General features: G+C 41.8%; 16 protein-coding genes and 1 pseudogene. 12 read left to right on the plus strand and 5 right to left on the minus strand.

Annotation, left to right across the window (positions count from 1 at the left end):
• The first annotated feature begins 355 nt into the window (after window positions 1–355).
• Window positions 356–1,717: a cobyrinate a,c-diamide synthase gene (locus H6G32_RS18910; RefSeq protein WP_190461004.1), complete on the plus strand. Its 1,362-nt coding sequence runs from the start codon at window positions 356–358 to the stop codon at window positions 1,715–1,717.
• A 105-nt stretch (window positions 1,718–1,822) separates the two neighbouring features.
• Here the strand turns inward: H6G32_RS18910 and H6G32_RS18915 are convergent, their stop codons facing one another.
• Window positions 1,823–2,266: a cyclic nucleotide-binding domain-containing protein gene (locus H6G32_RS18915; protein ID WP_190461006.1), complete on the minus strand. Its 444-nt coding sequence runs from the start codon at window positions 2,264–2,266 to the stop codon at window positions 1,823–1,825.
• A gap of 421 nt (window positions 2,267–2,687) precedes the next feature.
• Here H6G32_RS18915 and H6G32_RS18920 point away from each other — a divergent pair, with 421 nt between their 5' ends.
• Together H6G32_RS18920 and H6G32_RS18925 are read left to right on the plus strand one after the other, a co-directional pair.
• Complete coding sequence (locus tag H6G32_RS18920) at window positions 2,688–5,693, plus strand: UPF0182 family protein (protein ID WP_190461008.1); 3,006 nt, start codon at window positions 2,688–2,690, stop codon at window positions 5,691–5,693.
• 707 nt (window positions 5,694–6,400) lie between these two features.
• Entirely contained in the window at window positions 6,401–7,279 is an 879-nt protein-coding gene (locus tag H6G32_RS18925) for a hypothetical protein (RefSeq protein ID WP_190461010.1), read from the plus strand.
• A gap of 318 nt (window positions 7,280–7,597) precedes the next feature.
• Here the strand turns inward: H6G32_RS18925 and H6G32_RS18930 are convergent, their stop codons facing one another.
• The gene (locus H6G32_RS18930) at window positions 7,598–8,026 is read right to left on the minus strand and encodes a hypothetical protein (RefSeq protein WP_190461011.1); all 429 of its coding nucleotides are present in this window, start codon (window positions 8,024–8,026) and stop codon (window positions 7,598–7,600) included.
• A 1,348-nt stretch (window positions 8,027–9,374) separates the two neighbouring features.
• On the opposite strand from H6G32_RS18930, the gene queA reads away from it, so the two are divergent.
• The 4 genes and pseudogenes from queA (at window position 9,375) to H6G32_RS18945 (ending at window position 12,267) form a co-directional block, all read left to right on the plus strand.
• Window positions 9,375–10,514, plus strand: a complete 1,140-nt coding sequence (gene queA / locus H6G32_RS18935; protein ID WP_190461014.1) for a tRNA preQ1(34) S-adenosylmethionine ribosyltransferase-isomerase QueA — start codon at window positions 9,375–9,377, stop codon at window positions 10,512–10,514.
• Between the two features lie 91 nt (window positions 10,515–10,605).
• Complete coding sequence (gene cutA / locus H6G32_RS18940; RefSeq protein WP_190461016.1) at window positions 10,606–10,926, plus strand: divalent-cation tolerance protein CutA; 321 nt, start codon at window positions 10,606–10,608, stop codon at window positions 10,924–10,926.
• Between the two features lie 57 nt (window positions 10,927–10,983).
• A pseudogene (locus H6G32_RS26835) lies at window positions 10,984–11,118 on the plus strand (AI-2E family transporter); the annotation flags it as partial.
• A gap of 153 nt (window positions 11,119–11,271) precedes the next feature.
• A complete protein-coding gene (locus tag H6G32_RS18945; protein ID WP_190461019.1) occupies window positions 11,272–12,267 on the plus strand; it encodes a DUF389 domain-containing protein in 996 nt (331 codons plus the stop codon).
• Between the two features lie 173 nt (window positions 12,268–12,440).
• Here H6G32_RS18945 and H6G32_RS18950 read toward each other — a convergent pair whose 3' ends face one another.
• On the minus strand, window positions 12,441–15,446 hold the full coding sequence (locus H6G32_RS18950; protein ID WP_190461020.1) for an MFS transporter: 3,006 nt from the start codon (window positions 15,444–15,446) through the stop codon (window positions 12,441–12,443).
• A 206-nt stretch (window positions 15,447–15,652) separates the two neighbouring features.
• Window positions 15,653–16,186: a translation initiation factor IF-3 gene (gene infC / locus H6G32_RS18955; RefSeq protein WP_190461022.1), complete on the minus strand. Its 534-nt coding sequence runs from the start codon at window positions 16,184–16,186 to the stop codon at window positions 15,653–15,655.
• 510 nt (window positions 16,187–16,696) lie between these two features.
• On the opposite strand from infC, the gene H6G32_RS18960 reads away from it, so the two are divergent.
• Window positions 16,697–17,614 carry an alpha/beta fold hydrolase gene (locus tag H6G32_RS18960; protein ID WP_190461024.1) on the plus strand — a complete coding sequence of 306 codons (918 nt, stop codon included), beginning with the start codon at window positions 16,697–16,699 and terminating at the stop codon, window positions 17,612–17,614.
• A gap of 90 nt (window positions 17,615–17,704) precedes the next feature.
• Here the strand turns inward: H6G32_RS18960 and H6G32_RS18965 are convergent, their stop codons facing one another.
• A complete protein-coding gene (locus H6G32_RS18965; RefSeq protein WP_190461027.1) occupies window positions 17,705–18,067 on the minus strand; it encodes a phospholipid-binding protein in 363 nt (120 codons plus the stop codon).
• A gap of 274 nt (window positions 18,068–18,341) precedes the next feature.
• On the opposite strand from H6G32_RS18965, the gene ilvN reads away from it, so the two are divergent.
• The 4 genes from ilvN (at window position 18,342) to H6G32_RS18985 (ending at window position 24,708) form a co-directional block, all read left to right on the plus strand.
• Window positions 18,342–18,860 carry an acetolactate synthase small subunit gene (ilvN, locus tag H6G32_RS18970; RefSeq protein ID WP_190461029.1) on the plus strand — a complete coding sequence of 173 codons (519 nt, stop codon included), beginning with the start codon at window positions 18,342–18,344 and terminating at the stop codon, window positions 18,858–18,860.
• A 984-nt stretch (window positions 18,861–19,844) separates the two neighbouring features.
• Window positions 19,845–21,893 carry a polysaccharide biosynthesis protein gene (locus H6G32_RS18975; RefSeq protein WP_190461031.1) on the plus strand — a complete coding sequence of 683 codons (2,049 nt, stop codon included), beginning with the start codon at window positions 19,845–19,847 and terminating at the stop codon, window positions 21,891–21,893.
• A gap of 386 nt (window positions 21,894–22,279) precedes the next feature.
• A complete protein-coding gene (locus H6G32_RS18980; protein ID WP_190461033.1) occupies window positions 22,280–23,551 on the plus strand; it encodes an oligosaccharide flippase family protein in 1,272 nt (423 codons plus the stop codon).
• Window positions 23,548–24,708 carry a glycosyltransferase family 1 protein gene (locus H6G32_RS18985; protein WP_190461035.1) on the plus strand — a complete coding sequence of 387 codons (1,161 nt, stop codon included), beginning with the start codon at window positions 23,548–23,550 and terminating at the stop codon, window positions 24,706–24,708. Before H6G32_RS18980 ends, H6G32_RS18985 begins: the two co-directional genes overlap by 4 nt.
• Window positions 24,709–24,739 lie beyond the last annotated feature (31 nt).

A 24,739-nucleotide genomic window follows, 5' to 3' on the forward strand; every position in this document is an offset into this window, starting at 1 on the left:
CGTGGGTATCCCGGAGGCTCTAAACGCCTGTGGAGAACTTGTAAGTCCTGAATTACTTCAGGCAGAGATCGTTGAAGCAGGAATCACGCGACTTTGAGTCGTGTGAGGTTCAATTGGAATCGTCTGTATTAGCGGGTAAAATTTATGCTGATTTAGAAATAAGCGGCAAAACAATTGGTTATCCTGATTGTATGATTGCTGCTATTGCTATTAGTCACAATCTAAATTTAGTTAGTGACTGGTAATTTATCTCATTATCAAAGGATTCAAGATTTGGGTTATTCACTAAAATTAAATAATTGGCGTTTATAGTAAAAATGATCAATAAAATAACTATTAATTACTAATTACAAAAATGTCTATAATCATTGCTGGAGAACGTAGCGGGGTGGGTAAGACGACAGTTACGCTTACCCTTTTAGCGTCTTTGTGTCGTCGCGGTGCGGTGGTGCAATCTTTTAAGGTGGGGCCGGACTATATCGACCCGATGTTTCATCAGCGTGTTACTGGTCGGGCTTGTCGGAATTTAGACCCGGTGCTGACTTCGGAAAGTTATGTACAGCAATGTTTTAACCGTCATTCTCAAGGGTGTGAATATGGGCTTGTGGAAGGGGTGATGGGACTTTTTGATGGTATTGGACATGATACAGAAAACCAATTACCAACTGACTTCGGGAGTACGGCACATATTGCACGCTTATTAGATATACCTGTGGTGTTGGTGATTGATTGTAGTCGGTTGTCTGGTTCTGTGGCGGCGATCGCACATGGTTATTCTTCTTTTGATGCCAGAATTAATATAATTGGGGTGGTACTCAATCGGGTGGGGAGCGATCGCCATTTATCCCTACTCAAAGATTCCCTAAAACCCCTAAATTTGCCCATTATCGGCGTTTTGCGGCGTCAAGATAACATCACCATACCTGATCGCCATTTGGGTTTAATCCCCTCAGATGAACTACCAGAACTGAATGCTGTTATTGATCGCCTTGCTGATTTGGGCGATAGTTGCTTTGACTGGGATCAACTACTACCAATCTTGCAATCACAATCATTACCCATTACCCATTACCCATTACCCATTACCCATCCCCCAGTTAAAATTGCAGTCGCACGAGATAAAGCTTTTAATTTTTACTACCAAGATAATTTAGATTTGCTCCAACAGTTAGGTGCAGAACTAATTTTTTGGAGTCCACTTTCTGATGCAGGATTACCACAGGGCGTGCAGGGAATGTATTTCGGTGGTGGTTTCCCGGAAGTTTTTGCCCAGCAACTAGCAGAAAACACCAGCGCTCGTGATGCAGTGAAAACAGCAATTCTCGCAGGCATGCCGACAATCGCCGAATGTGGGGGATTGATGTATTTATGTGAGCAAATTATCGATTTTCAGGGTAACCCTTGGTCGATGGTGGGAGTGTTACCCACATCTGCCCAAATGGGTGGAAGTTTAACTTTAGGGTATCGTCGTGCAGTCGCTTTGCAAGATAGTCTGCTAGTACCAGTAGGGGCAAATGTTTACGGACATGAGTTTCATCGTTCCCGTTTAATATCACCTCCCAAACAGCCCCTATTTGCCACTTCTCGCTACGATTGTGAGGAAAATATGGGATTTGAAGGTTGGAGTTTGCCGACTCTCCACGCCTCTTATGTGCATCAACACTGGGGGGAAAGTGTAGAGATGCCGCAGCAATTTGTGAAGCAATGTCTGATTTGACTGCAACGCCGATTTTTGCAATCAAGGAAGCCACCCTAGGGATAGAAGAGAAACAATACTGACTGGTTATTCTCAAATATACGATCGCCAGCATCAGCAAAATGACTAACGATTTTTTGAATTAACCCCATTCATGTTGTCATTCAGTCTGCGAATCAGACGAGATAGCTCACGAATGATATTCACAGCGATTTCCGGAGTTTCTTCAATGGCGTCATAAAGTTGCTCTTGGGTTAGTTCCAAACATTCACAAGGTTCTAAGGTGGTTACGGAGGCAGAACGGGGTTCAGTATCAAATACTGCCATTTCCCCAAAGTACTTTCCTTGCTCCACCTCTGCTAATTTTGTTTCCCCAATGTGAACTTTGACACGCCCTGAGACAACAATATAGAGCGATTGCCCCTCTTCTCCCTGTTTAAAGATGCTGTAATTAGCTGGATATGACAACTCGTTCATCACTGAAGCCAGCCGCACAATAAAATCATCCCGCAATTCCTTAAAAATTGGGACTCGCCGGACAAATAATAAACGGTCAACGCTGGTAAGCATAATTACAGGTCACAACTGAAACACTAGCCAAGATATCCAACATGAAGTAAGAGGGCAATTAGCCATATTAACCGAATTAATCGATGTTGATCGGCATCTGCCTTTGAAGATCACTCTTAAACACAGATTATCCCGTCTAGTGAAATGTTTACAAGCTTAATCTTATACCTGTGAGGCAATAAGTAATGCTCGTCAATACATTTATGTTCCCAATGGATAGTTTATCTGAAGAGCATCAGATATTTTTGTCAAGGCATCGCCGCTAAGACAGGTAAAATTAGTGATGGGGGTAAAAACGAGATTGTAAAAGCCGCCTTCCTTGCGTTGGCTTACCAATTGTGGACAGGTTTTTCCCAAGGACTGAGTATACCCTGGTAGCAATAATATTAATTACCAATTAACCCTTACCAATTACCAAGGAATGTTCTGGAAATGGTGCTTTCGACTATTTATAGTATTCCTGGGGTTGCTACTACTCTGGGATCTGGGTTCCCACTTGGGTGCTGAGATTTTCTGGTTTCAGGAAGTCGGATATTTGCAAGTATTTTTGCTGAGGACAGTAACTCAAGGTGGTTTATGGGTAGTTGTAGCTGGCATAACTGCGGCTTATCTACTAGGAAACCTGGCTTTAGCTCAACGGCTGAAGAACCCGGAGTCTCTGAAGATAGAACAAGTCAGGGGTAGGGAGCTAAAAAATTTTCTCAGTCCTTCCCTAGCCAGAGGTAATAAAACCCGGATACCTGAATCCCAACCCTGGCAATTAAGATGGCGCGGGCTGTTAATCTTAGCTTTGGGATTGAGCTTGTTAGTAGGGTTAATGCTGGTACACTATGGCGAAATTACCGTTGCTTACTGGCATTCGGAAGTTAATCAAGCTAGTTTAGCCGTTCCTGCTCTGTTCCGCTTAGAGATAATTTGGCAACTCTTGAGGCGGATAATTTCCCAAGTTTGGTATTTTGGCTTGGTTTTGGGAATGGCGATTTTCTTATTAATTTATCCCCAATCTTTGCTCAGAGCGATCGCAATTTTGTTCAGTGTCGAGTTTGGGCTGATGCTGTCTCAACACTGGGCCAAGGTGCTGCAATACTTACATCCTACCCCCTTCAACAGTAGGGAGCCTTTATTTGGTCGAGATATCAGCTTCTACATTTTTTCTCTACCAGTCTGGGAATTACTGGAACTGTGGCTGATGGGATTATGTTTGTATGGCTTGATTGCCGTTACTCTCACCTATTTACTATCCTCCGACAGCCTGAGTGAGGGAGTTTTTCCTGGGTTTTCCCAGCAGCAGCAGCGTCATTTATCCGGTTTGGGGGGTTGTTTGCTGTTGGTGGTATCCCTGAGTTATTGGCTGAGTAGTTATGAACTAGTCTATTCTTCCCGTGGGGTGAGTTATGGCGCCAGCTATACTGATGTCATGGCACAGTTGCCTGGCTACAAAGTTTTGTCCATTCTGGCAGTAGCGATCGCATTTTACCTGCTATGGCGAACAATTTTTTGGCAACCCAAATTTCAGCATCAGCCCTTCGTCGTTTATGGGTTGGGGGCTTATTTATTCCTGGTTGTGGCAGCTGGCTTTGTTTTACCTGAGTTGGTGCAATATTTAATAGTCCAGCCCAACGAATTGCAACGAGAGGAACCCTACATTCAGCGGACTATCGCTTTAACTCGGCAGGCATTCGATTTAGAAGCGATTGATGCCAGAACCTTCAACCCCCAAGGAACACTAACTGAAGCTGATATCAAAGCCAATGACCTCACAATTCGCAATATTCGCCTTTGGGATCAGCGGCCCCTATTAGAAACTAATCGCCAGCTACAACAAATTCGACCATATTATAAATTTTCTGATGCCGATATTGATCGCTACACCCTAAAAACAGACGTAACCCCACGCCAACCACCAGCAACTAACCAACAAGCATTTGAACCCACAGAACGGCGGCAGGTACTGATAGCCGCACGGGAATTAGACTACAGTGCTGTACCACAGCAAGCTCAGACCTGGGTTAACCGCAATTTAATTTATACTCACGGTTATGGCTTTACCGTCAGTCCAGTCAATACAGTTGTTCCTGGTGGACTACCAGAATATTTTGTTAAAGATATTAGCGGTAATGATAGCGCCCTCACCACTTCCAGCCAAGGCATTCGTGCCAGCATTCCCATTGGGCAGCCCCGGATTTATTACGGTGAAATTACTAATACTTATGTAATGACTGGCACAAGGGTGAGAGAACTAGACTATCCCAGTGGCAGAGATAATGTTTACAATACCTACGATGGCTTGGGTGGTATTCAAATCGGTTCGCTGTGGCGACGGTGGCTATTTGCCATGTATCTCAAGGATTGGCAGATGGTACTCACAAGGGACTTTTTGCCAGAGACGAGGGTGTTGTTGCGGCGGAATATTAACCAACGAATTAGAGCGATCGCACCTTTTTTGCAATTTGACAAAGATCCCTATTTAGTTGCTGCTGACCCCAATCCTGATCATACTCATCAACAGTTGCCAGGTAGAAAAAATTACCTTTACTGGATTGTTGATGGCTATACAACAAGCGATCGCTATCCCTACTCAGACACAGGTAGCGATGGCATCAACTACATTCGCAACTCTGTCAAGGTGGTGATTGATGCCTACAACGGCAGCGTTACCTTTTACACCGCAGATGCCAAAGATCCGATAATTGCTACTTGGTCAGCTATATTTCCCAAGCTGTTCAAACCGCTTAGTGCCATGCCAGTCAACCTCCGCAACCATATCCGTTACCCGGAGGACTTATTCAAAATTCAATCTGAGCGGTTGATGATCTACCACATGACGGATACCCAAGTGTTTTACAACCGGGAAGACCAGTGGCAGATTCCTAATGAAATCTATGGCAGTGAAACCCGTCAGGTAGAGCCATATTACTTGATTACCAGCCTCCCCACCCTCTCTTTTGTTGATGCAGTCTCTCCTAAAGAAGAATTTATTCTGTTTTTGCCCTACACTCCCAAAAAACGGACAAATTTAATTGCATGGTTAGCAGCGCGATCAGATGGGGCAAACTACGGTAAGCTGCTACTGTATGTCTTTCCTAAAGAGCGCCTGATTTACGGCACAGAGCAAATTGAAGCGCGGATTAACCAAGATCCCGTAATCTCTCAGCAAATTTCTCTGTGGAATCGCCAGGGTTCGAGAGCAATTCAGGGTAATCTTTTGGTGATTCCCATTAAGCAATCTCTGCTATATGTTGAGCCAATTTATTTAGAAGCTACACAAAATAGTTTGCCAACTCTGGTAAGAGTAGTTGTCGCTTACGAAAACCGAATTGTCATGGCACCAACCCTAGAACAGGCATTGCAGGCTATTTTTCAGCCAGAAGTCACACCTGCGCCGACAATTATTCGTCCTGTAGAGGAAACAGTCCCACCTGGTTAGTAACTGTCTCGCCCTTGGGAAAAACCTGGACAAAATTGGCGGTGCCAAAGCTTTTTGGCGGCTTTAATAATCTTCTTTTCACACAATATATTGGGTGATGCCACCAAAAGCTCCGAGTTTAAGCATCTAAGGAGTAGATTTTGGATCAGGAACCGCTAATAAAAGGATAACTTTAATGAAACCCGAAAATTTCTATATGGCGATCGCCTCATAAAGAAGCGCTCCGCGCCATCGCTAAATTTACTAACATCCGCTACTATTGTTTGGCGCACATTAAACAATTATAATTTTTTTTGGTTTAATTAAAAAATATACTAACCAATGGCGCTTACACGTCAGTTTTCACCATGACCCCCAAAAGCAGGGTAAACGCCTCATGATCAATCAGGACAGATCAATCTCAATAATCCCCAAAATATTTGCATTAACGCCTACTTATTGACAAGATTGTGGGTAAATGCTATGACCATCAAAAAATCAATCAAACCATAAATCTGATTATTTCTTAGACTTATCGATCCGGTATTTTATCAAGAAGATTTAGATGGGTTTCCCCTGCCCCCAAAAGCTCCCAGCAAATATGAATTTTCTCCAAATCCAAATTATCTATAAATGATATTTGGTTGATTAAATTTTTAGGCTAGGGAAAGCCTCCGTAAGCCTTTGTTAGCCCAAATAGCATTGTTACACCACTATGTTAAATTGATATGCAAAGCATCAATCTTGAAGAGCTATTTAATTTGATATCAGTCAGACCTCCCTACTTTGCTCTAGAAAACCTAGAACTCAATGAAAATGGAACTCTGTCTGCCGATATTCCTATACAACAACCATTAGGAATGGAAGCTGCTGTGATCTCTGCTGCGGAAACTGGAAGACATTTAGCTATACTTGGAGCCTGCTGTATTGCTATATTTAATCCCAACCAAACCAAGCATTATTATTTGGCACATAATGCTGAATTTATTAGCAATCCTTACCAGCCGGATTCTGAAATAGGCAATTATGTTCGTGGCACTGCTCAAGGTTTTCTTCTTAATAAAAGGTCAGCAGTTGCGATAACTTCAATAACAAATAAATTGGGAATAACTATCAATAGTTTAAAGATTTATTATCATGTAATTCCGGAAAAAGTTTTTATAAAGATTTATAAAAAGTTTCAGACTTGTACAAATTTTGAAATGGGTATAAATCCTTATAAAAAATCTTTATCTTTGCAAAGTATATCTATAGTTAATAACAAGTTAAAAGCATCTATAGGAACTGTTTTATCAGAAGATTGTACCGGACATTTTCCTGATTTTCCGGCTATACCTGTTGCTATACTTGCAAACATCTTAATCGGCGCTACTGGTTATTTATTAAAAAATATTTTACAGGAAAAAGAATTTAAATATATTGTTGTCAAAGTCTTGTTAAGAGCCGAAAATCTCGCCTTCTCTGGAGAAATTGTGAACTTAGAAGTTAATTATTTGTATACTAATAACAATGAATATGTATTTTCTTGTATAGCTATTACAGATTGTATGAAACAAGTAGGTAATTTATGTATTACTTTGAGTCCAGTAACATTAACAAACACTTAATTGCTGCATAAATAGAAAACTTTCTTGGTGGGGAATTAGTCATCAGTAGTCATCAGTTGCTACAACCTGTATTCCCACTGTTTCAGTTTCAGAATAGCTAATACTAAGAAAGAAAAATCATGGCGACAGATGGACAGAGAAAACCCAGATACACCAAGCGGTTTCCAATCCAAAATCTAAAATCCAAAATCCAAAATGGTATAACTCAGTTAAACGTTTTTTACCAGTCGGATATCTGGCAGATTGGGAACTCTTTACTGGAAGGGTAAATTTATTGATGAAGTCTCTTTCTTGTCTCCTCCAATTACCCAATCCCCATTAGTACCTGCTACTGGGTAAAAATAGAATATCTATCATTTCGCCAATACCCAAACCCAAGACTGCGATTACTGTTAAAACCCAAAAAGAATCGATTTTGCTAAAGCCAGCAAAACGCATTTCTAAATCAGCTAATATCGTAGTTGCTACGGGCATGAGAAAAAGACTGAATAATAGCGACCAAGTTGCTATTAAAGCAATTGACGCACTTAAAGCTAAGATAACAACTAAGGTTTGAGAACCAAAAGCAACCAAACCGTCTAACCAAAATAAACTCTTCCGCACTAGAACTATAGCAATCGCCGCCACAAAAGCTCCCACTAACCAAACAATGTGATGAGCCGCAATATACCATCCCAAGAACCCGTAAGCCACCCAGAGTAATACTAGAGACGTTACAGGAATCCTACTGAAAAAGCTTATATGCATATATTTTCTAGACAAACTGGTAAGAATTATGAAACTTTGTCAATAAAAGTTAACAGTGCTTTCCCTGGCAAGTAACAGTTCTCCCTATCTGCCGATAAATTCTAACATGAAAATTATCCAGTTATCAGTTTGTCTTGTAATGTATGCCTTTGGATACACATTTATAAAAGAACAAGCAAAACTATCGACAGAGATATATGAACTTTTCTTTTGCTACACATATAATTAAAATCTTGCGAATAGTCAGCTTTGAAGAAGCAGCAACTGAGAAATTGATATTAACACAGTTCTCTATCTGTTCTGTATCTGTCTGTATGAATTTCAAGATGTTTAACACAAGCCTAATCTAATCAGTAGCAATGCAATGCTCATACTCAAGAAGAGATAAAGAGCAGCCTCAACAATACTAAACTAATAGTCAGTATCCAGTAGTTTTTCTAATTACCCATAATTAAAATAACTGGAGATTTTAGATTGAAGATATTTAGTCAGAAATTGAAAATCTCCAACTAAAACTGGATGCCAACTGACAAATTAGCAATTACATTGTTGTTATCAAAAATTAGATGAGAAAGATATACAGCCTTTCCTGAGCTAGTGAGGTACATTAGGATGTTGTATATCAAGACTTTCGCTTTTTACGGTGTACCTCACATGATAGAGAAACGCTATATAGCGAAGGATAGATAATATGTCTGTTGATCAGATACTACTACAAAATGTAGCAACAAATAGGAATTTTCATCAGATAACGCAAAGTGAGGTTAAGCAGGAGCCAGCAAAATCTGATGGCTTAAATGTCCCAGATTTAGTTATATCTTTAACTCCCCTGAGCTTTATTGTCAGTTGGGCTATTTTGCTGCTACTTTTGCGAAAGCTACGCACAAATTTAGACAATAAGATGGTTTTTACAATCAATAGTTTACAGCAAGTTCCCTGTAAAAATTGTCGTTTTTTTTCTAATAATCATTATCTCAAGTGTGCTGTGCAGCCTGATATTGTGCTGACTGAAGAGGCGGTTAATTGCCATGAATACTCGCCGAAAAGGAACAAATTCCCACCAAGAGAATTCTTTAGATAGCATTGTGCTTTGCGACGAAAATATCCGCACTGATATTTATCAAGCTACTTCACTTCACAAAGTGAGGTGGCATTATTGAGTGGGCTGGTGAGTTAGCTGGTTTGCCTTTTCATATTCAGGTTTATATGATAAGGTATAAAATAGGCTGCCATTGGGCTAGTGAAGTTGCTGGTACTCAGACAATACAGAGTAATCTAGAGCGTAAAAATATTCAGCACACAGTCCGTTCCACTGAACTCACATCTACTAGATTTACACGTCTTTGGCATGATTAAATACCCTCAAAAGAATCTACCCTTGGTTGAGTCAAATCCTGTCCAAGAAGATATCTTATTATCAAGTTACAATTATCATTTACCACCAGAACTCATTGCCAAAACCCCTGTGATGCCTAGAGATAGCTCACGTTTATTAGTTGTTAATTCTCCAACCACCCATCGCCATAGTATCTTTCAAGATTTACCTCGTTGGTTATCCCCAGGAGACTTACTGATTTTTAACAATACCCGTGTGATTCCAGCACGACTTGATGGTAAACAATCGACTGGAAATTCTGTAAAAGTATTCTTATTAGAAGAGAAAATCCCTGGCTATTGGTTAGCTTTAGTGGAATCAGAAAAGCAGTTGAACATTGGTAGTGAAATTTGGTTTGGAACGACAGATAAAGACCCTATCGAGAAGATTCCTTTACTACAAGCTACTGTCATAGACACAAATGAGGGGAAAGACACTCAATTATTAAAATTTGAGGTATCTACTCCTGAAGTATTATGGCAAAAAATTGAACAACTTGGTACTGTCACTTTGCCTCCTTTTATACAAGAATCTCAGGCGAACCCATCTCAGTATCAAACTATTTATGCACAACAACCTGGTTCTGTTGCAGCACCAACAGCAGGATTACATTTTACGCAAGAATTATTAGAAGAACTTAGCAAACAAGGTATTAATCAAGCTCATATTACTTTACAGATTAGTAGCGGAACCTTTCATCCGGTTGAAGTTGAAGAAATCACTAAACACAATATTCATCAAGAATGGATAGATGTCTCTGAAACAACCATTAAACAAATTCGGGATACTCAAGCAGAGGGAGGACGAATTATTGCGGTGGGGACTACGGTGGTTAGAGCTTTAGAAGGTTCGGCTAAGGTAGCCGAACAGTTAGGTCAAAATTTAACTGCGTTTCGAGGAAAAACCGATATCTTTATTTATCCTGGCTATCGTTGGCGGGTAATTGATGGAATGATTACTAATTTTCACTTACCTCGTTCGAGTTTATTGATGCTTGTTAGTGCGTTAATTGGCCGAGATAGATTACTCGAATTATATAGAGAGGCGATCTCTTCACAATATCGCTTTTACTCCTTTGGGGATAGTATGTTAATTTTGCCCGAATGCCGCTGATATTCTAAAATAATTAGAGACTGAATATTATTTTTGTCTGTCAGCAAGGAATATATTTGATTCAATATCAAAAACCAAAAGAAACTTATCCATGTCACAAGAATATATCACTGTCATAACTACTGCACCAAATAAAGAAAATGCCGATAACATTGCCAAGAATTTATTAATAGAAAAATTGGCAGGATGCGTTCAAATTATTGGACCTATTACCAGTCATTATTGGTGGCAAGATGAAATTTGTCAGAACGAAGAATGGATTTGTTTGATCAAAAGTAGTCTGGTTGTCTATGATCAATTAGAACAAACAATTAAAGAAATTCATCCTTATGATGTGCCTGAAATTATTGTTTTACCCATTCTCAAAGCAAGTGATGATTATCTTAGCTGGTTGAAACAATATCTAAAATAAAATTAACCCCAAATTCAGACAAAAATTCCAGAGCCTATTTGATTAGTCGATATTTTTTTACCTGCTTTTACACTCACATCACAAATCTTTTTCGCCAGCTTTTTTGGTGGTTTAGGGTTACTCATGGCGTTACCATTGGCAGTAGTTGCTAAAACTTGGATTCAAGAACTTGTATTTAAAACTTTAAATTGACAAAGATTTAAGAATTGATAGAGATTTGGTAATGGGTAATTGGAAGAGAGAAGACAAAAACTTCATCAACAAATTCCTCCTTGTCTTTCTTAGACAGTTCCGAATCAAGAGTCCGGCGCGAAGCGCTTCGATAGCTATTTTAGGAGGCAAATCTTGGGTAGTAACATTCAAGACCGCTTTAAAAATTTTAGACGCCAAGGTTCGCAGCCAGAACAACTCCAACAGCTACATAAAGATTTGCTAGCAGAGTCTAGCTTAGACTCTGCTTACATAATTTTGATTATTAGTTCTTGTGCGATCGCTAGCTTTGGTTTGTTGTCTAACAGTGCCGCGGTAATTATTGGGGCGATGATTGTTGCCCCCCTAATGCTGCCAATTCGGGGATTAGCCTTTGGTGCGTTGCAAGCAGATGTGAGCTTATTTCGCAAAGGCGTCATTGCTGTAGCGGTGGGAACATTGCTAGCAGTGGCGATCGCCTACTGTCTCGGTTTACTCGTGCAGCTGCCTAACTATGGTAGTGAAGTGCTGGCCCGTTCGGAACCAACATTGTTAGATTTAGGAATTGCCGTGGCGGCTGGTGGTATCAGTGGCTACGCTAAAATTGAGCCAAGAATTTCTGGTAGTGTGGCGGGAACTGCGATCGCTGTCGCCCTTATGCCTCCCATCTGTGTAATTGGCTTAGGCTTGGCACAAGGAAACTGGGAACTCAGTTTAGGAGCAACTCTGCTCTATCTCACCAACTTACTGGGAATCACCCTCTCCTGTATGCTGACATTCCTGGTAGCAGGTTACACTTCTATGGCGAGAGCGCGTCAACCCCTGATTTGGACTGTGGCTTTGACCTCAATACTTGTCATTCCCTTAGGTGTGAGCTTTGCCCGACTTGTACGCCAAGCGCAACTGGAAAACAGTGTCAAACGGGCGTTGTTGAACCGAACTGTCACTTTTGGGCGATTGCAGTTGCTCAAAACTAATACAAACTGGTTAACTAATCCTCCAGAAGTCCGCCTGAGTGTGCGGGCAAAGGGAAGAGTAACACCCCGACAAGTGCAGTTATTGGAAGAGTTTATCGAAAAAGAAATGGGGCAACCCTTCACCTTAATTTTTGAAGTTGGTCAGGTGGAGGAAATCCGGCGAGAGCTAGACTAAATAGGTGTGGCGGGAACTGCGATTTTGAATTCACTTCGTCCCATCAACTTAGCGACATCCTGACCAATTGTATTGATATAGTTTTCAACTATTTCATCTTTTAACAGAAGTAATTTCTGTTAATATCACGAGTGGGTAGCCATTAACGTCAATACCCTGATGTTTTGAGGTAATTACCGTTGATGGATCTGGTGTTTTTGCATCAATTCTTTAACTTGAGCCGCCACAAGTGGGTGAGGATCTTGTTGCAGGTGGGGGAGAATTTCCTGGAAGATGCGGTGTGAAACTGCACTTAGGTAGGCGATTGCTGCTTCCCGGACAAAGCCTGTAGGATGACGTAGTGTTAACAAAATTTCGGTAGCTGTCAATCGGATGCGAGCAACTTGAGCGAAATGAAAACAGCAAGCCAAGCACCAGTCAGAAAGCAAATTACCCTGCATGATCAATTTGCGGAGTCGGTCGCTAACTAACATATTTTCATATTTTGCCATTCTGGCTTCTACAAGATATTGGAGTTTATCTTGTTGCGATCGCCGATCTAAAATATTCAACAATAGGGGCTTGCAAGACAAATACACAGTATGGTCTAAAATTTCTAATCCCCGTGCTAAACTGACCAGTGACTGAGACCGGAGATGAAAAGCTGCCGCCTGCATTTTTTCTAGAGGATAAAGCAGTTTTAATAGCAACAATAACCGCTCCTTAATATCCATTTCCCACTCTAGAAGAGAGCGTTGCATTAATTCACTGACAATCATCACCCGCTGACTGGCTTGAGGGCTGTTGAGAGAGTCTATTGTTCTGAAGTCTATATAGGCAGAGTAAATCTCACCTAAAAAGCGTAATTCTTGCTCAATTAAAGCTTCTACCCTACTTTCATAGAACCGATCCACTAAACTAGTAATTCCTGGTTGTTGGTTGATTTTCAGTAAGCTGCGGAGGATATGATCCCTAGTAGTGCCCCTAGAGATTTCCAAGTTTTGCCATAAAGTCTCCACTGCTTCGGAAGTGCCGATTTGGGCAATGGTACGCCAAGCGTGCATCCGCACTACTTCCGGTTTGTAAACATCCGTAGCTAGTTCCAAGAGCATCTTGAGCGCTTCGTTTTCTAGGCGCACTAGGGCTTGGGTAGCTGTAGTGCGGGTTGACTTATAGTAAAGTGCTGCTAGTAGTGCCGAATAGTACTCTTCCAAATGGGTAGCGGCGATCATTTCCAATACAGCACAGCGCACCCGTAAAGACACATCCTGTAACAAATTCGGAATATGAATTCGTAGGGCCTGTAAATAAACCGCTTCTCTGAGTGCTTTGACTCCATTCATCCGTTCCCGTTCGTGTTTATGAGTCAGCATTCGGCGCATGGTTTTGGTAGCTGCTACCTTTTGCATAGGCGTTCCCTGACGTAACAACAAAGCGGCGGCGGTGGCGCGGATGAGTGAGTTTTGGCGGGGGTGTAGGTATTCTTCTAGTAGGCTTAAATTGGGATTTGGATCAGCCAGCCAAACATAGCGGAGGGCCAAGGCAAAAACTTCGGGGTCAATAGTTCCTGAGGGCTGATCTAGCAAATAACGAACTTCAGGCACATAATCGGGGTTTACTTCTCCCATGAGCATCACCTCTAAACTTTGGCGCTGCAAATCTGGGGTTAATTTAATTAGCAGGGGTGCTAAAACTTTCCCTGCGCCTGGGAGATCAATTTGGGCTAAAAGTTCTAGACAAGAGCGTTTATCTGCGTCGCTGCCTTTTTCTCCTAAAGCTTTAACTACCCCCTGCTTAAAGACACGCAAGCCTACATTGGCCGCACTCAATTCTCCCCGTTCTGCACTTAAGACTAATAGGTCTACATAGCGTGATCGCAATTCCCAAACTACTTTTAAACAGATTCCAGCTACCAGGGTTGTTTCGCCGATCAATACCCACTTTTGTAGTGGTAAGGGGACAAATTGCACGGTGAAAAACAGAGTTACAATAATTAATAATCCTGTGAAGCCTGTGGCGATCGCTTCAGCAGTGCCTCCGGATAATGTCTGCATCCGGCTGCGAATTCGCTCTGGGATTGGCTGGTAGAGTACAGGCCCGCTACTAATAATAAAGGTGTAGCGCAGAAGTTCATCGCAGAATTTGAGACTCATCAAACCCCAGAAAAAGCCTTGCCCTTGTGTTCCTAAGAATAAAGTCAGCAAGGCTAGAGCACAGGGGAGTACAAACCCGACGGTGATTGGTAAAAGCGCCGCCGTAAAAAATACTCCAATCCGTTCGATCAGTCGGCTGGAAAAAAACCACTGCGTCACTAACTCACACAGTCCAACAATCCCACCAAATAGACCCAAGAAGCTAGCGAGTTCTTGGTTGTCCAAAGTAGACTTTAGCTCCCGCAGATACTGAAAGTCTACTAACAACCCAATCACCTGCAACAAAGCCACAAAGGCAAACAACTGCCAGGCATAGCGCTTTAGAGGAGTTTTGAGGCGACGGTGACGTCCGGCTTGCTCTTCGGGAATCATTCGTTGCGGGGTATCGGGAAAAGCTTCTTGATAGTGATAACTTAAATAAAATAAAATTCCCGCCCCGATCATAATTACAATACAGGCGATCAGAATCACCGTATTTAGTGTGGCGAATTTCAACAGCCAAGGCAGACTAAAGCCACTGATCACATCAGCCACCAACAGACCACTACTCACCAGTGGGTAAGTGCGCTTAATCTCCCGAATATTGAATAGTTGATTGGCAATAATGGCGGTGTTGAGGTCATTGACCACATAAAATGCGTCTACCCACAGCCTGAGCAGAAACACAATAATCATTGCTAGGTAGCTGGCCTGTATTCTCCAATGCAATAAGACTAATAAAAATAAAGGCGTCACCATACAAGGTGCGATCGCCACAATCACCCAACGCAAGGGAAAAACCTTTTGCAGCCAAGAATATAAAACCACCAGTCCAGCACCAATGGCTGCACTAGCAATATAAATCAAAGGCAGGGAGGCAGCCCCATATTCATCCAAAAACAGCGCTACTGTACTGTCCTCAGCCCACCGCAATCCTACAGATACAGTTGTGTAGAAGGCAAACATCATCCAAGTCCGTTCGCCCTCCTCTGGTCGGAGATTCACCCACTGAAGCAATCGTGGCAGAGCGCCTTTATTTGCAGCTAACCAGTGATTTTTCAATTCCATGCAGTTTTAGTTTCTGGTGTCATCACAGCGCAACGGGCAAGTAAAAAGCATAACAGTTACTCATAATGCAAAAGTCCTGAGCATCTGAGTATTATTTTTCCCACTCAGCTCTCAGGACTATCAGTTTTTGATTAATTTAAACGACCTTAGACTCAATGGTCGTTTTTGTCTTTGAGTTATTCTACATCTGTAGAACACTCAAAGGATTACTTTTTGGGTGAGAGGAGCATCATCATGTTGCGTCCTTCTTTTTTCGGCGCTTGCTGCACTTCACCAAATGGCTCCAAATCTGTTGCCATCCGCTTGAGCAATTCTTCTGCTAAGTCACTGTGTTGAATTTCTCGACCCCGGAACATCACAGTAGCTTTGACTTTATCACCATCTTTAAGAAAGCGCTCTGCTTGCTTAACACGCACATTATAGTCGTGTTCTTCGATCTTATAGCGCATCTTCACTTCCTTTACGTCAGCCGTGTGCTGCTTCTTCCGGGCTTCCCGCGCCTTTTTTTCCTGCTCAAACTTGTATTTCCCATAGTCCATGATCCGGCAAACCGGTGGGTCAGCTTTGTCACTGAGTAGCACCAGATCTAGTTCTTTTTCTTCTGCTAGTTGTAGTGCTTCCTGCGGCGGCATAATTCCCAGTTGGGCGCCATCAGTGTCAATGACCCGAATTTTCGGGAAGCGAATCCGTTCATTAATTTGGGGCAGATCGCGAGTTCGTTTTTTCTCAATCACAGGCATTAGGATTTGTGGGAGCTCTTAGTTAAGGATTTGGCTTGGTCTTGATTGGTATGCCTCTGAGGCAAAATCTTCAAATAACTCATAAATTAGCAATGAGTCTCTAGTTCTAGGTTAGCGAATCCATACATGACTTGCGTCATTGTATTTGTCATTTTACTCACTCTGAGAGAATTTCTTTGCAAGAGTTAATCTAAATTACACAACATCGGCCAATATTAACTATTGTGACAATTTTTGGTCAATACATTGACCCTTTGATTGGGCAGTATATTGCCAGCATATCAAGACGACATATACAAAAAATTTATCAAATCAGAAGTAACATATTATGTTACACAAGGGAGTTAGCAATCTATTGGGACAAAACCTATTAAGAAACTTATGGAGAAAAGTTCTCGTGGCTGGTCTTGATCTAGGCAGATAATTGTCGCAACTCTCCCAAACTTAGCACTAAAAATTTGCAATTAGACTCTTATATTCAAATTAGAGGCGGAAAAATTGGAGGTAATTGTGACCACTGCAATACATTGGCAGCATCGGATTGGTAATCAAAGGGACTGGATTTGGCGGGGTTGGCAAACCCGCTACACCTACATCCGCCCTGACCAAAATCACCAAAAAACCACACCTCTAATTTTGCTACATGGGTTTGGCGCTTCCATTGGTCATTGGCGACATAATTTAGAGGTTTTAGGCGAATTCCACACAGTGTACGCCCTAGATATGCTGGGTTTTGGCGCTTCAGAAAAAGCCCCGGTCAATTACAGCATAGGACTCTGGGTTGAGCAGGTTTACGACTTTTGGAAAGCATTTATCCGCCAACCAGTGGTATTAGTAGGCAATTCCAATGGTTCGCTGATTTCCTTAGCCGCGGCCCTAGCCCATCCTGACATGGTGCAAGGTATCGTGATGATGAGTTTGCCCGATCCTTCACTGGAACAAGAAGCGATCCCCGTTTTTCTCCAACCCATTGTCAGGGCTATTAAAAATGTTGTTGCTTCTAGGCTGATACTGAAACCTGTATTTCACCTAGTGCGCCGTCCCGGGGTGCTGCGTCGCTGGGCTAGTTTGGCCTACGCTAACCCAGAGGCGGTCACCGATGAACTCATAGATATTTTAGCCGGGCCCCCCCAAGACCGGGGTTCTGCCCGTGCTTTTGCTGCCCTCTTTAAAGCTGCAATTGGTATTAACTTTAGTCCCAGTGTCAAGACAGTATTACCAAACTTAACAATTCCTATGCTCTTAATTTGGGGGCAAAAAGACCGATTTGTTCCCCCCATACTGGCTAGCCGATTTTCTTTATACAACGATAAATTAGAACTGCTCAATCTAGAAGATGTGGGACACTGCCCCCATGATGAATCACCAGAAAAAGTGAACCAAATAATTTTAGATTGGCTTGAGAGGTTAGTGGGCGATCGCCAGTAGTTTACAGGTGGGAAAAAATCAGGCGTAGCGGCATCACTGGATTTTGTTTAGTCCGACTCAACTATGGGAGCAACTAACTGAAGCCAGTAGTTAGCCAATTGAGACTTGGGTAGAGTCAACGTCTGTAGTGCCGTTTACTGACCGCGCTACAGAGGTCATCTTGTTGAGAATATTTTGATCGGGAACCTTGCCTTTTAAGACTACAGTGCTACCAGTCTGAGCAACCCAGAGGGTATTAACATCATCAAGTTGGGGATCTTGATCAAAGGCCAATGCTACTCGTTTAGCCAATCCACTCTGGTCGTATTCTCCGTTCAATCCAAGGCGCTCTGGGGGAATTGCTTGAGTTGCAGTAGCGGTAGCAGTAGCAGACTGTGGTACTGGCTGTGGAGTCGGATTTACTTGTGCATTTTCCGGTTTTTCCAATCCAAAAAGTCTTTGTAACCAACCCATAAAAACTACTCTCTAAATAAACGTTTCTAGGATAAAACTATAAAGGCTTGGGGAAAAAGTAGCATCTACCCCTGTAAAGATATGTACTCAGGAAGATTCTTTCTAGCGGTGTAATCTCTAGACAACTTCTATCTCAGGATGCATTGTGTGCCCTTATTGAGTTTACAATGGGAATCTAGACCTACAATTTAAAATTTAGTGGTGTTTAGTGGTGGTCGCTACCCTGATAAATCCAAGGGTACTTCTCATACTCCCCTAGCCTCTGTCGGCGAAGATGAAACATACTCTTTCGGTGCTTGTAGAAGATGAAGCGGGGGTTCTATCCCGCATTTCTAGTTTGTTTGCGCGTCGCGGCTTTAATATTGAAAGCCTTGCTGTTGGCCCAGCGGAGCAGGGAGGGGTTTCCCGAATTACGATGGTTGTACCTGGAGACGATCGCGTAATTGAGCAACTCACCAAGCAACTATACAAACTGGTTAATGTCCTCAAGGTGCAAGACATTACCGAAATTCCTTGCGTTGAGAGAGAATTGATGCTTTTAAAGGTGAATGCTACCAGCAGCAATCGCGCCGAAGTGATCGAACTGTCTCAGATTTTCCGGGCGCGAGTCGTAGACGTGGCGGAAGATTCTCTAACTCTAGAAGTTGTCGGAGATCCAGGTAAGATGGTGGCGATCGTGCAAGTGCTGCAAAAATTCGGTCTCAGAGAAATCGCCCGCACTGGCAAAATAGCCCTGACTCGTGAATCGGGTGTAAATACTGAGTTGCTCAAGTCTTTGGAAGCAAAGGTTTAGTCGGCGAATATAAATAAATTACATAATCCAATCAGGCAGTAGATATGGTAAAAATTTTTACTATGTCTGCTGCTTATGTATTTTTCGGAAATGGCACTTACTTAATTTAGTAATCGCGTGTTCAGAATCTGGTGGTGAAGTTGGTAGAAAGTGCTAATGACTCGCTTCAATTCTTCCTTGTATTGTATTAATCAAGTGAGGAGTTGAGCAGCCTACTAAAGACACTTTATCAGCAGCTAGGTTCAAATTTGTCTTAACCGTATATGTGCTTTCTGAATGTACATCTGAGTCGATGATGCAAGATATGAGTCTATGCATCTGAAAACTGCTGTAACTAAATTATTAGCCGAATCCCAACTGCCTTTGGGAGTGGGCAATTGTTGCTTTGCGATTATCAACTACATCTATTTCTAGCCTGAATAACTGTGCTGTTTGGGCAAGTTTCAGAGGAGTCTAGGGTCAAACAATTTTGGATTTTAGATTTGCTATTTTAGATTTACTGTACACACTCTTGTGATACAGCTTGAGGATTTTAGATTAATGATTTTAGATTTGTTCCGCCCACAAGGGGTTTCATTAAAGTTATCCTTTCATTAGCAGTCAGAATCCAAAATCTATTAGTTAGATGGGTAAATTCGGTGCGCAGCGCGGCTTCACCCAATATTTTGTGTGAAAACGAGATTATATAAACCGCCTTCCTTGCGTTGGAACCGCCAATGAAAGGACAGGTTTTTCTCAAAGGCGGGGCTTGTACCGAAAACCAATCCAAAATCCAAAATCTAAAATCTAAAATTGGCACGGTCAATTAAACAAAATCATTGCCTGCTGAAATTTCCTGTAAGTGAATATTGGATAGGGCAATTCAGACGCGCCAAGATGATTATTTAGGTTAATTTATGATATGGATCATCCTCTGAAATTATATATTATATTTTTCCACGCAATTAAGATGATTTTTAGATTGCTATGGAGGTTTTTGCAGGCATGAATTCATTATCTTTGGTTTACCAACGAATAGCTCAAAAATCTATTAATAATACATTGATAAAATTGCTAAAGCTGAGAAATAGACATTTGTTTCTTCTTGACATTATTGTTTTTTTTGTCACACCATTACTAGCTCTGATTTTGAATTTAGATAGCAATTTATATCTACAAGTAGATATATCAGAACTAGCGATCGCCACAATTCTGTTTTTAGTAGTCAAACTAATTGTCTTTTGGAATTTTGGTTTTTATCGGCGTTACTGGCGCTATGCCAGTATTGATGAACTGACCTATATAGCCACGTTGATGCTGGGTGCGGTATTCGTCCAAATTATCTTATTTGCAGCCATTCATTACATACCAGATTTTTCTGTTGGCACTCTGCCACAATCACTACCCTTAATTGACGGGTTGCTGTCATGTATTTTCATTGGGGGGCTGCGTTTCAGTTTTCGGTTTCTAGAAAGAGCTAGTCAACAACAAACAGTATTTAAACCACGGGAGCGGGTGCTGATTATTGGTGCTGGTAGTGCGGGAGTTTCTCTCGTGCAAGATATTCAAAGAAATCCCCAACTATGTTTTGATCCTGTTGCTTTCATTGACGATGATCCGCAGAAATTGCATGCACATATTCGGGGGATTCCTGTAGTAGGCAATCGCTACCAAATTCCTGATATTGTCAAATCTCTCCAAATCCATAAAGTGCTTATTGCCATGCCTATGGTCGCAGGAAAAGTAATTCGAGAAATTGTAGATATTTGCCAAGTAACTGGAACACAAACCAGCACTTTACCAGGCATACATGAAATCATCAATGACCGGGTGCGAGTAAATAGCATTAGGGATGTGAGGATTGAAGATTTGCTCAGACGTGAACCAGTACAAACTAATATTGATCGAGTTTGCGAATTTCTCCAAGGAAAAACAGTACTAGTCACAGGTTCAGGAGGTTCAATTGGTAGTGAACTGTGTCGGCAAATTTTTCAGTGTAGTCCGGCTAAAATCATCCTGATAGGACATGGAGAAAATTCTGTATTCAATATTCAACAAGAATTAGAACAACTTATTCACTTAGTAAAAACTGATAGCCAAGGACAAAAAAATACTCCTCATATTGCTACTTTCATTGCTGATATTCGCTTTCAGACTCGATTAAAACACGCTTTTATCCAATTTAAACCAGATGTAATTTTCCATGCAGCGGCTCACAAGCACGTCCCCTTAATGGAATTAAATCCAGCAGAAGCAATCACCAACAACATAATAGGAACAAAAAATTTAATAGAATTGGCGCTGCAATATGATGTTAAACATTTTGTGATGATTTCCACAGATAAAGCAGTTAATCCCACCAATGTTATGGGTGCTAGTAAGAGAGTTGCCGAAATGTTAGTGCTGCAAGCTGCCAGAAAAAGTGGAAAGCATTATGTTACCGTGCGTTTTGGTAATGTTTTAGGCAGTCGTGGTAGTGTGGTTCCCACATTTCAAAAACAAATTGCTAAAGGTGGGCCATTAACCGTCACTCATCCTGATATCTGTCGTTATTTCATGACTATCCCGGAGGCAGTTCAACTTGTTTTACAGGCTGTAGTATTGGGTCGCAGTGGCGAAGTTTTAATGTTGAATATGGGCAAACCCGTCAAAATTGTCGAGCTAGCTGAAGAACTAATTCGCCTTTCAGGGTATCAAGTCAATAAAGATATCGACATTGTATTTACAGGGTTAAGACCTGGGGAAAAATTGTTTGAAGAACTTTTTATCGAAGGAGAAGAATATGAGCCTACAGAACATGAGAAACTATTTGTTGTCAAAAATGCCAGTCGGATTATTCCCGAAATTTTAGCTATTAACGTAGAAAAATTACGGGTCGCAGCAGCTAAAAATGATATTAATTCTATCTTGCTTTTGCTGGCACAGCTAGTGTCGGGATACAGCCCTAAATATTTAGAAAATAACCTGCTTTCTGTAGAAGCTGCAAATAATATAAGTGTAATTACATCTGCCAAGGGAAATATGTTGGTAAAAGTGGAACCACAAGGGGTGTAATACCAATTCAAAATTCAAAATTCAAAATTCAAAATGCCTCTGAAAGAGGAGCTCCGCTAACAAAATTCTCTTATAGAGCCTACGGCTCCCGTCAGGGATACAAAATTCAAAAAGCTTGAATTGATAGGGTTTCCGGGCTTGTATAGCAGAAGGCACTCTTGCACTCATGCAAAAGTAAAACCCTTGTCATCACTGAGTTTGAGCTTTAAAGAATGTCCTAACCGCCTTAGCCACTGCTATATCTGTCACATTCTTTTTTGAAATTGGTGTAACTATAGCAATCCTATTTGATTTGTGTATCCCTTCGGGAGCGGTTGGCACTACCGCTACAGACGCAGAGTTTTCCAGAATGCTAGCAAAGAGTTGGATGAGAAAAACACAAGTATATGCAAGAAAATAAGCCCCTAACACTACGTCGTAACTTTTCCTGGACATTTATTGGTAATGGTGTCTATGCAGCTTGTCAGTGGGGAATGCTTGTGGTGCTGGCTAAACTCGGTCGTCCAGAAATGGTAGGGCAGTTTACCTTGGGGCTGGCGGTAACAGCACCCGTAATGATGTTTACAAATCTCCAGTTACGAGTTGTCCAGGCGACAGACGCTAAACAGCAGTATCTGTTTAGAGATTACCTGGGGCTGAGGTTGATTTCGACAGCGTTGGCGCTGCTGATTATTGCAATCATTAGTTTGTCAGGAGGATATCACAGGGAAACAGCCTTCGTTATTTTGTTGATCGGACTAGCAAAGGCTTTTGAGTCGATTAGTGATGTGTTTTATGGGTTAATTCAACAGCACGAACGTATGGAGCGCATAGCAATTTCGCTGATGATCAAAGGCCCTTTATCACTGCTATTACTAGGCATCGGAGTATATGTATCGGGAGGTGTTCTGTGGGGTGTATTTGGGTTAGTTTGCGCTTGGGCTGTGGTTCTGGTTGGTTATGACATTCCTAGTGGTGTTTTGATGCTAAAGCCGGGATCAAAATTGCAACCACGTTGGCATTTGGGAACCTTAGCAAAGCTGGTATGGCTCTGTTTACCTTTGGGGTTTGTGATGATGCTAATTTCATTCAATACCAACATTCCCCGTTATTTTATTGAGCGATATTTAGGTGAGCGGGAACTGGGGATATTTGCGGCGATCGCCTATCTAATGGTAGCGGGAGGCATAGTAGTCAGTGCCTTGGGAGAATCTGCTAGCCCTAGATTAGCAAAATATTATACCGCAGGAGATGTAGTATCTTTCCGTAGGCTGCTACTAAAGTTGGTAGGAATCGCAGCTGTACTGGGCGCCACAGGGGTTCTGGTAGCTGTTGTTGCTGGGCGGCAGATCCTGACTCTTCTGTATCAAGCTGAATATGCCGAGCAGACAAATTTATTTATTTGGCTGATGGTGGTTGCGGCAATTACCTACATATCGAATTTCCTAGGTTATGGAATGACGGCAGCTCGCTACTTTCGGGTTCAAATGCCTTTGTTTACTGCTGTGGCCAGTATTTCAGCCATAGCTTGCCTCTGGTTGTTGCCCAAGTGGGGATTGCTAGGGGCAGCGATCGCACTATTGATTGCGGTAATTATCCAAACAGGGTTTAGTTTGGCAGTTATTCTCCATGCATTGCATAAACAGCTTGGCTACAAACAAGGAGAATCACAATCATGATGTTTGGTGATCAGTCTGCAATACGCATCCTTCATGTTGTTGGGGGGATGAATCGGGGTGGGATTGAAACATGGCTAATGCACATTTTGCGGCACATTGATCGCGATCGCTTCCAGATGGATTTTTTAGTTCACACAACTCAAAAGAGCGCTTACGATCAAGAGATTCGCTCCCTTGGGAGCAAAGTTCTTACCTGTCCTCATTCCTCACAACCCTGGTTGTACGCCCATAATTTCCTACGCATATTACGTGAGTATGGCCCATATCACATTGTTCATAGTCATGTTCATTACTTTAGCGGCTATGTCCTTGGCCTAGCACAGCAAGCTGGCGTACCTGTTCGTATTGCCCATAGCCACCTTGATACCTCCTCAATTCAGGCTAAAGCAGGATGGAAAAAGCGGTTTTATCTAGCTTTAATGAAAAAGTGGATCGCCCGCCACGCAACAACAGGTTTAGCAACTAGCCGCATCGCCGCCGCAGACTTATTTGGTCTATCTTGGCAAACTGATCCACGTTGGCAGATTTTGTACTGTGGAGTTGATCTAAAACCGTTTCAAACTCTTGTTGATCCAGTTACTGTACGTGCTGAACTGGGTATACCTATAGACGCCCTCGTCATTGGTCATATTGGCAGATTTGACCAACAAAAAAATCATCAGTTTCTCTTAGATATTGCCACAGAGGTAATCAAGCGAGAACCAAAGATGCGCCTCTTACTAATAGGTGATGGATCCTTGCGTTCAGATATAGAGGAGAAAATCATTCAGATAGGCTTAAAAGACCATGTAATCCTCACAGGAGTACGTTCTGACGTGCCCCGACTCATATTAGGTGCTATGGATGTCTTTCTTTTTCCATCCCTCTATGAAGGTCTGGGATTAGTGTTAATTGAAGCACAAGCAGCAGGCATACCCTGTGTATTTTCAGATGTTATCCCAGAGGAAGTAGATGTGCTTCAGCATTTGCTACAAAGAATTTCCTTATTACAACCAGCCTCTGTCTGGGCTGAGGCAGTAATAGCTGCTACTAAGAAAAAAGTGATGATTACTCAACAAGAAGCCCTAACCACCATAGAAAACAGTCCCTTTGCTATTGGGAGCAGAAGCAATCAATTGCCATCTTATTATCTTCAGCAATTGCATAAACACTTATAGATTTTAATAGCACGACATGAAACCTGAAATT

This window comes from Cylindrospermum sp. FACHB-282, assembly GCF_014697195.1.
Lineage (GTDB): Bacteria > Cyanobacteriota > Cyanobacteriia > Cyanobacteriales > Nostocaceae > Cylindrospermum.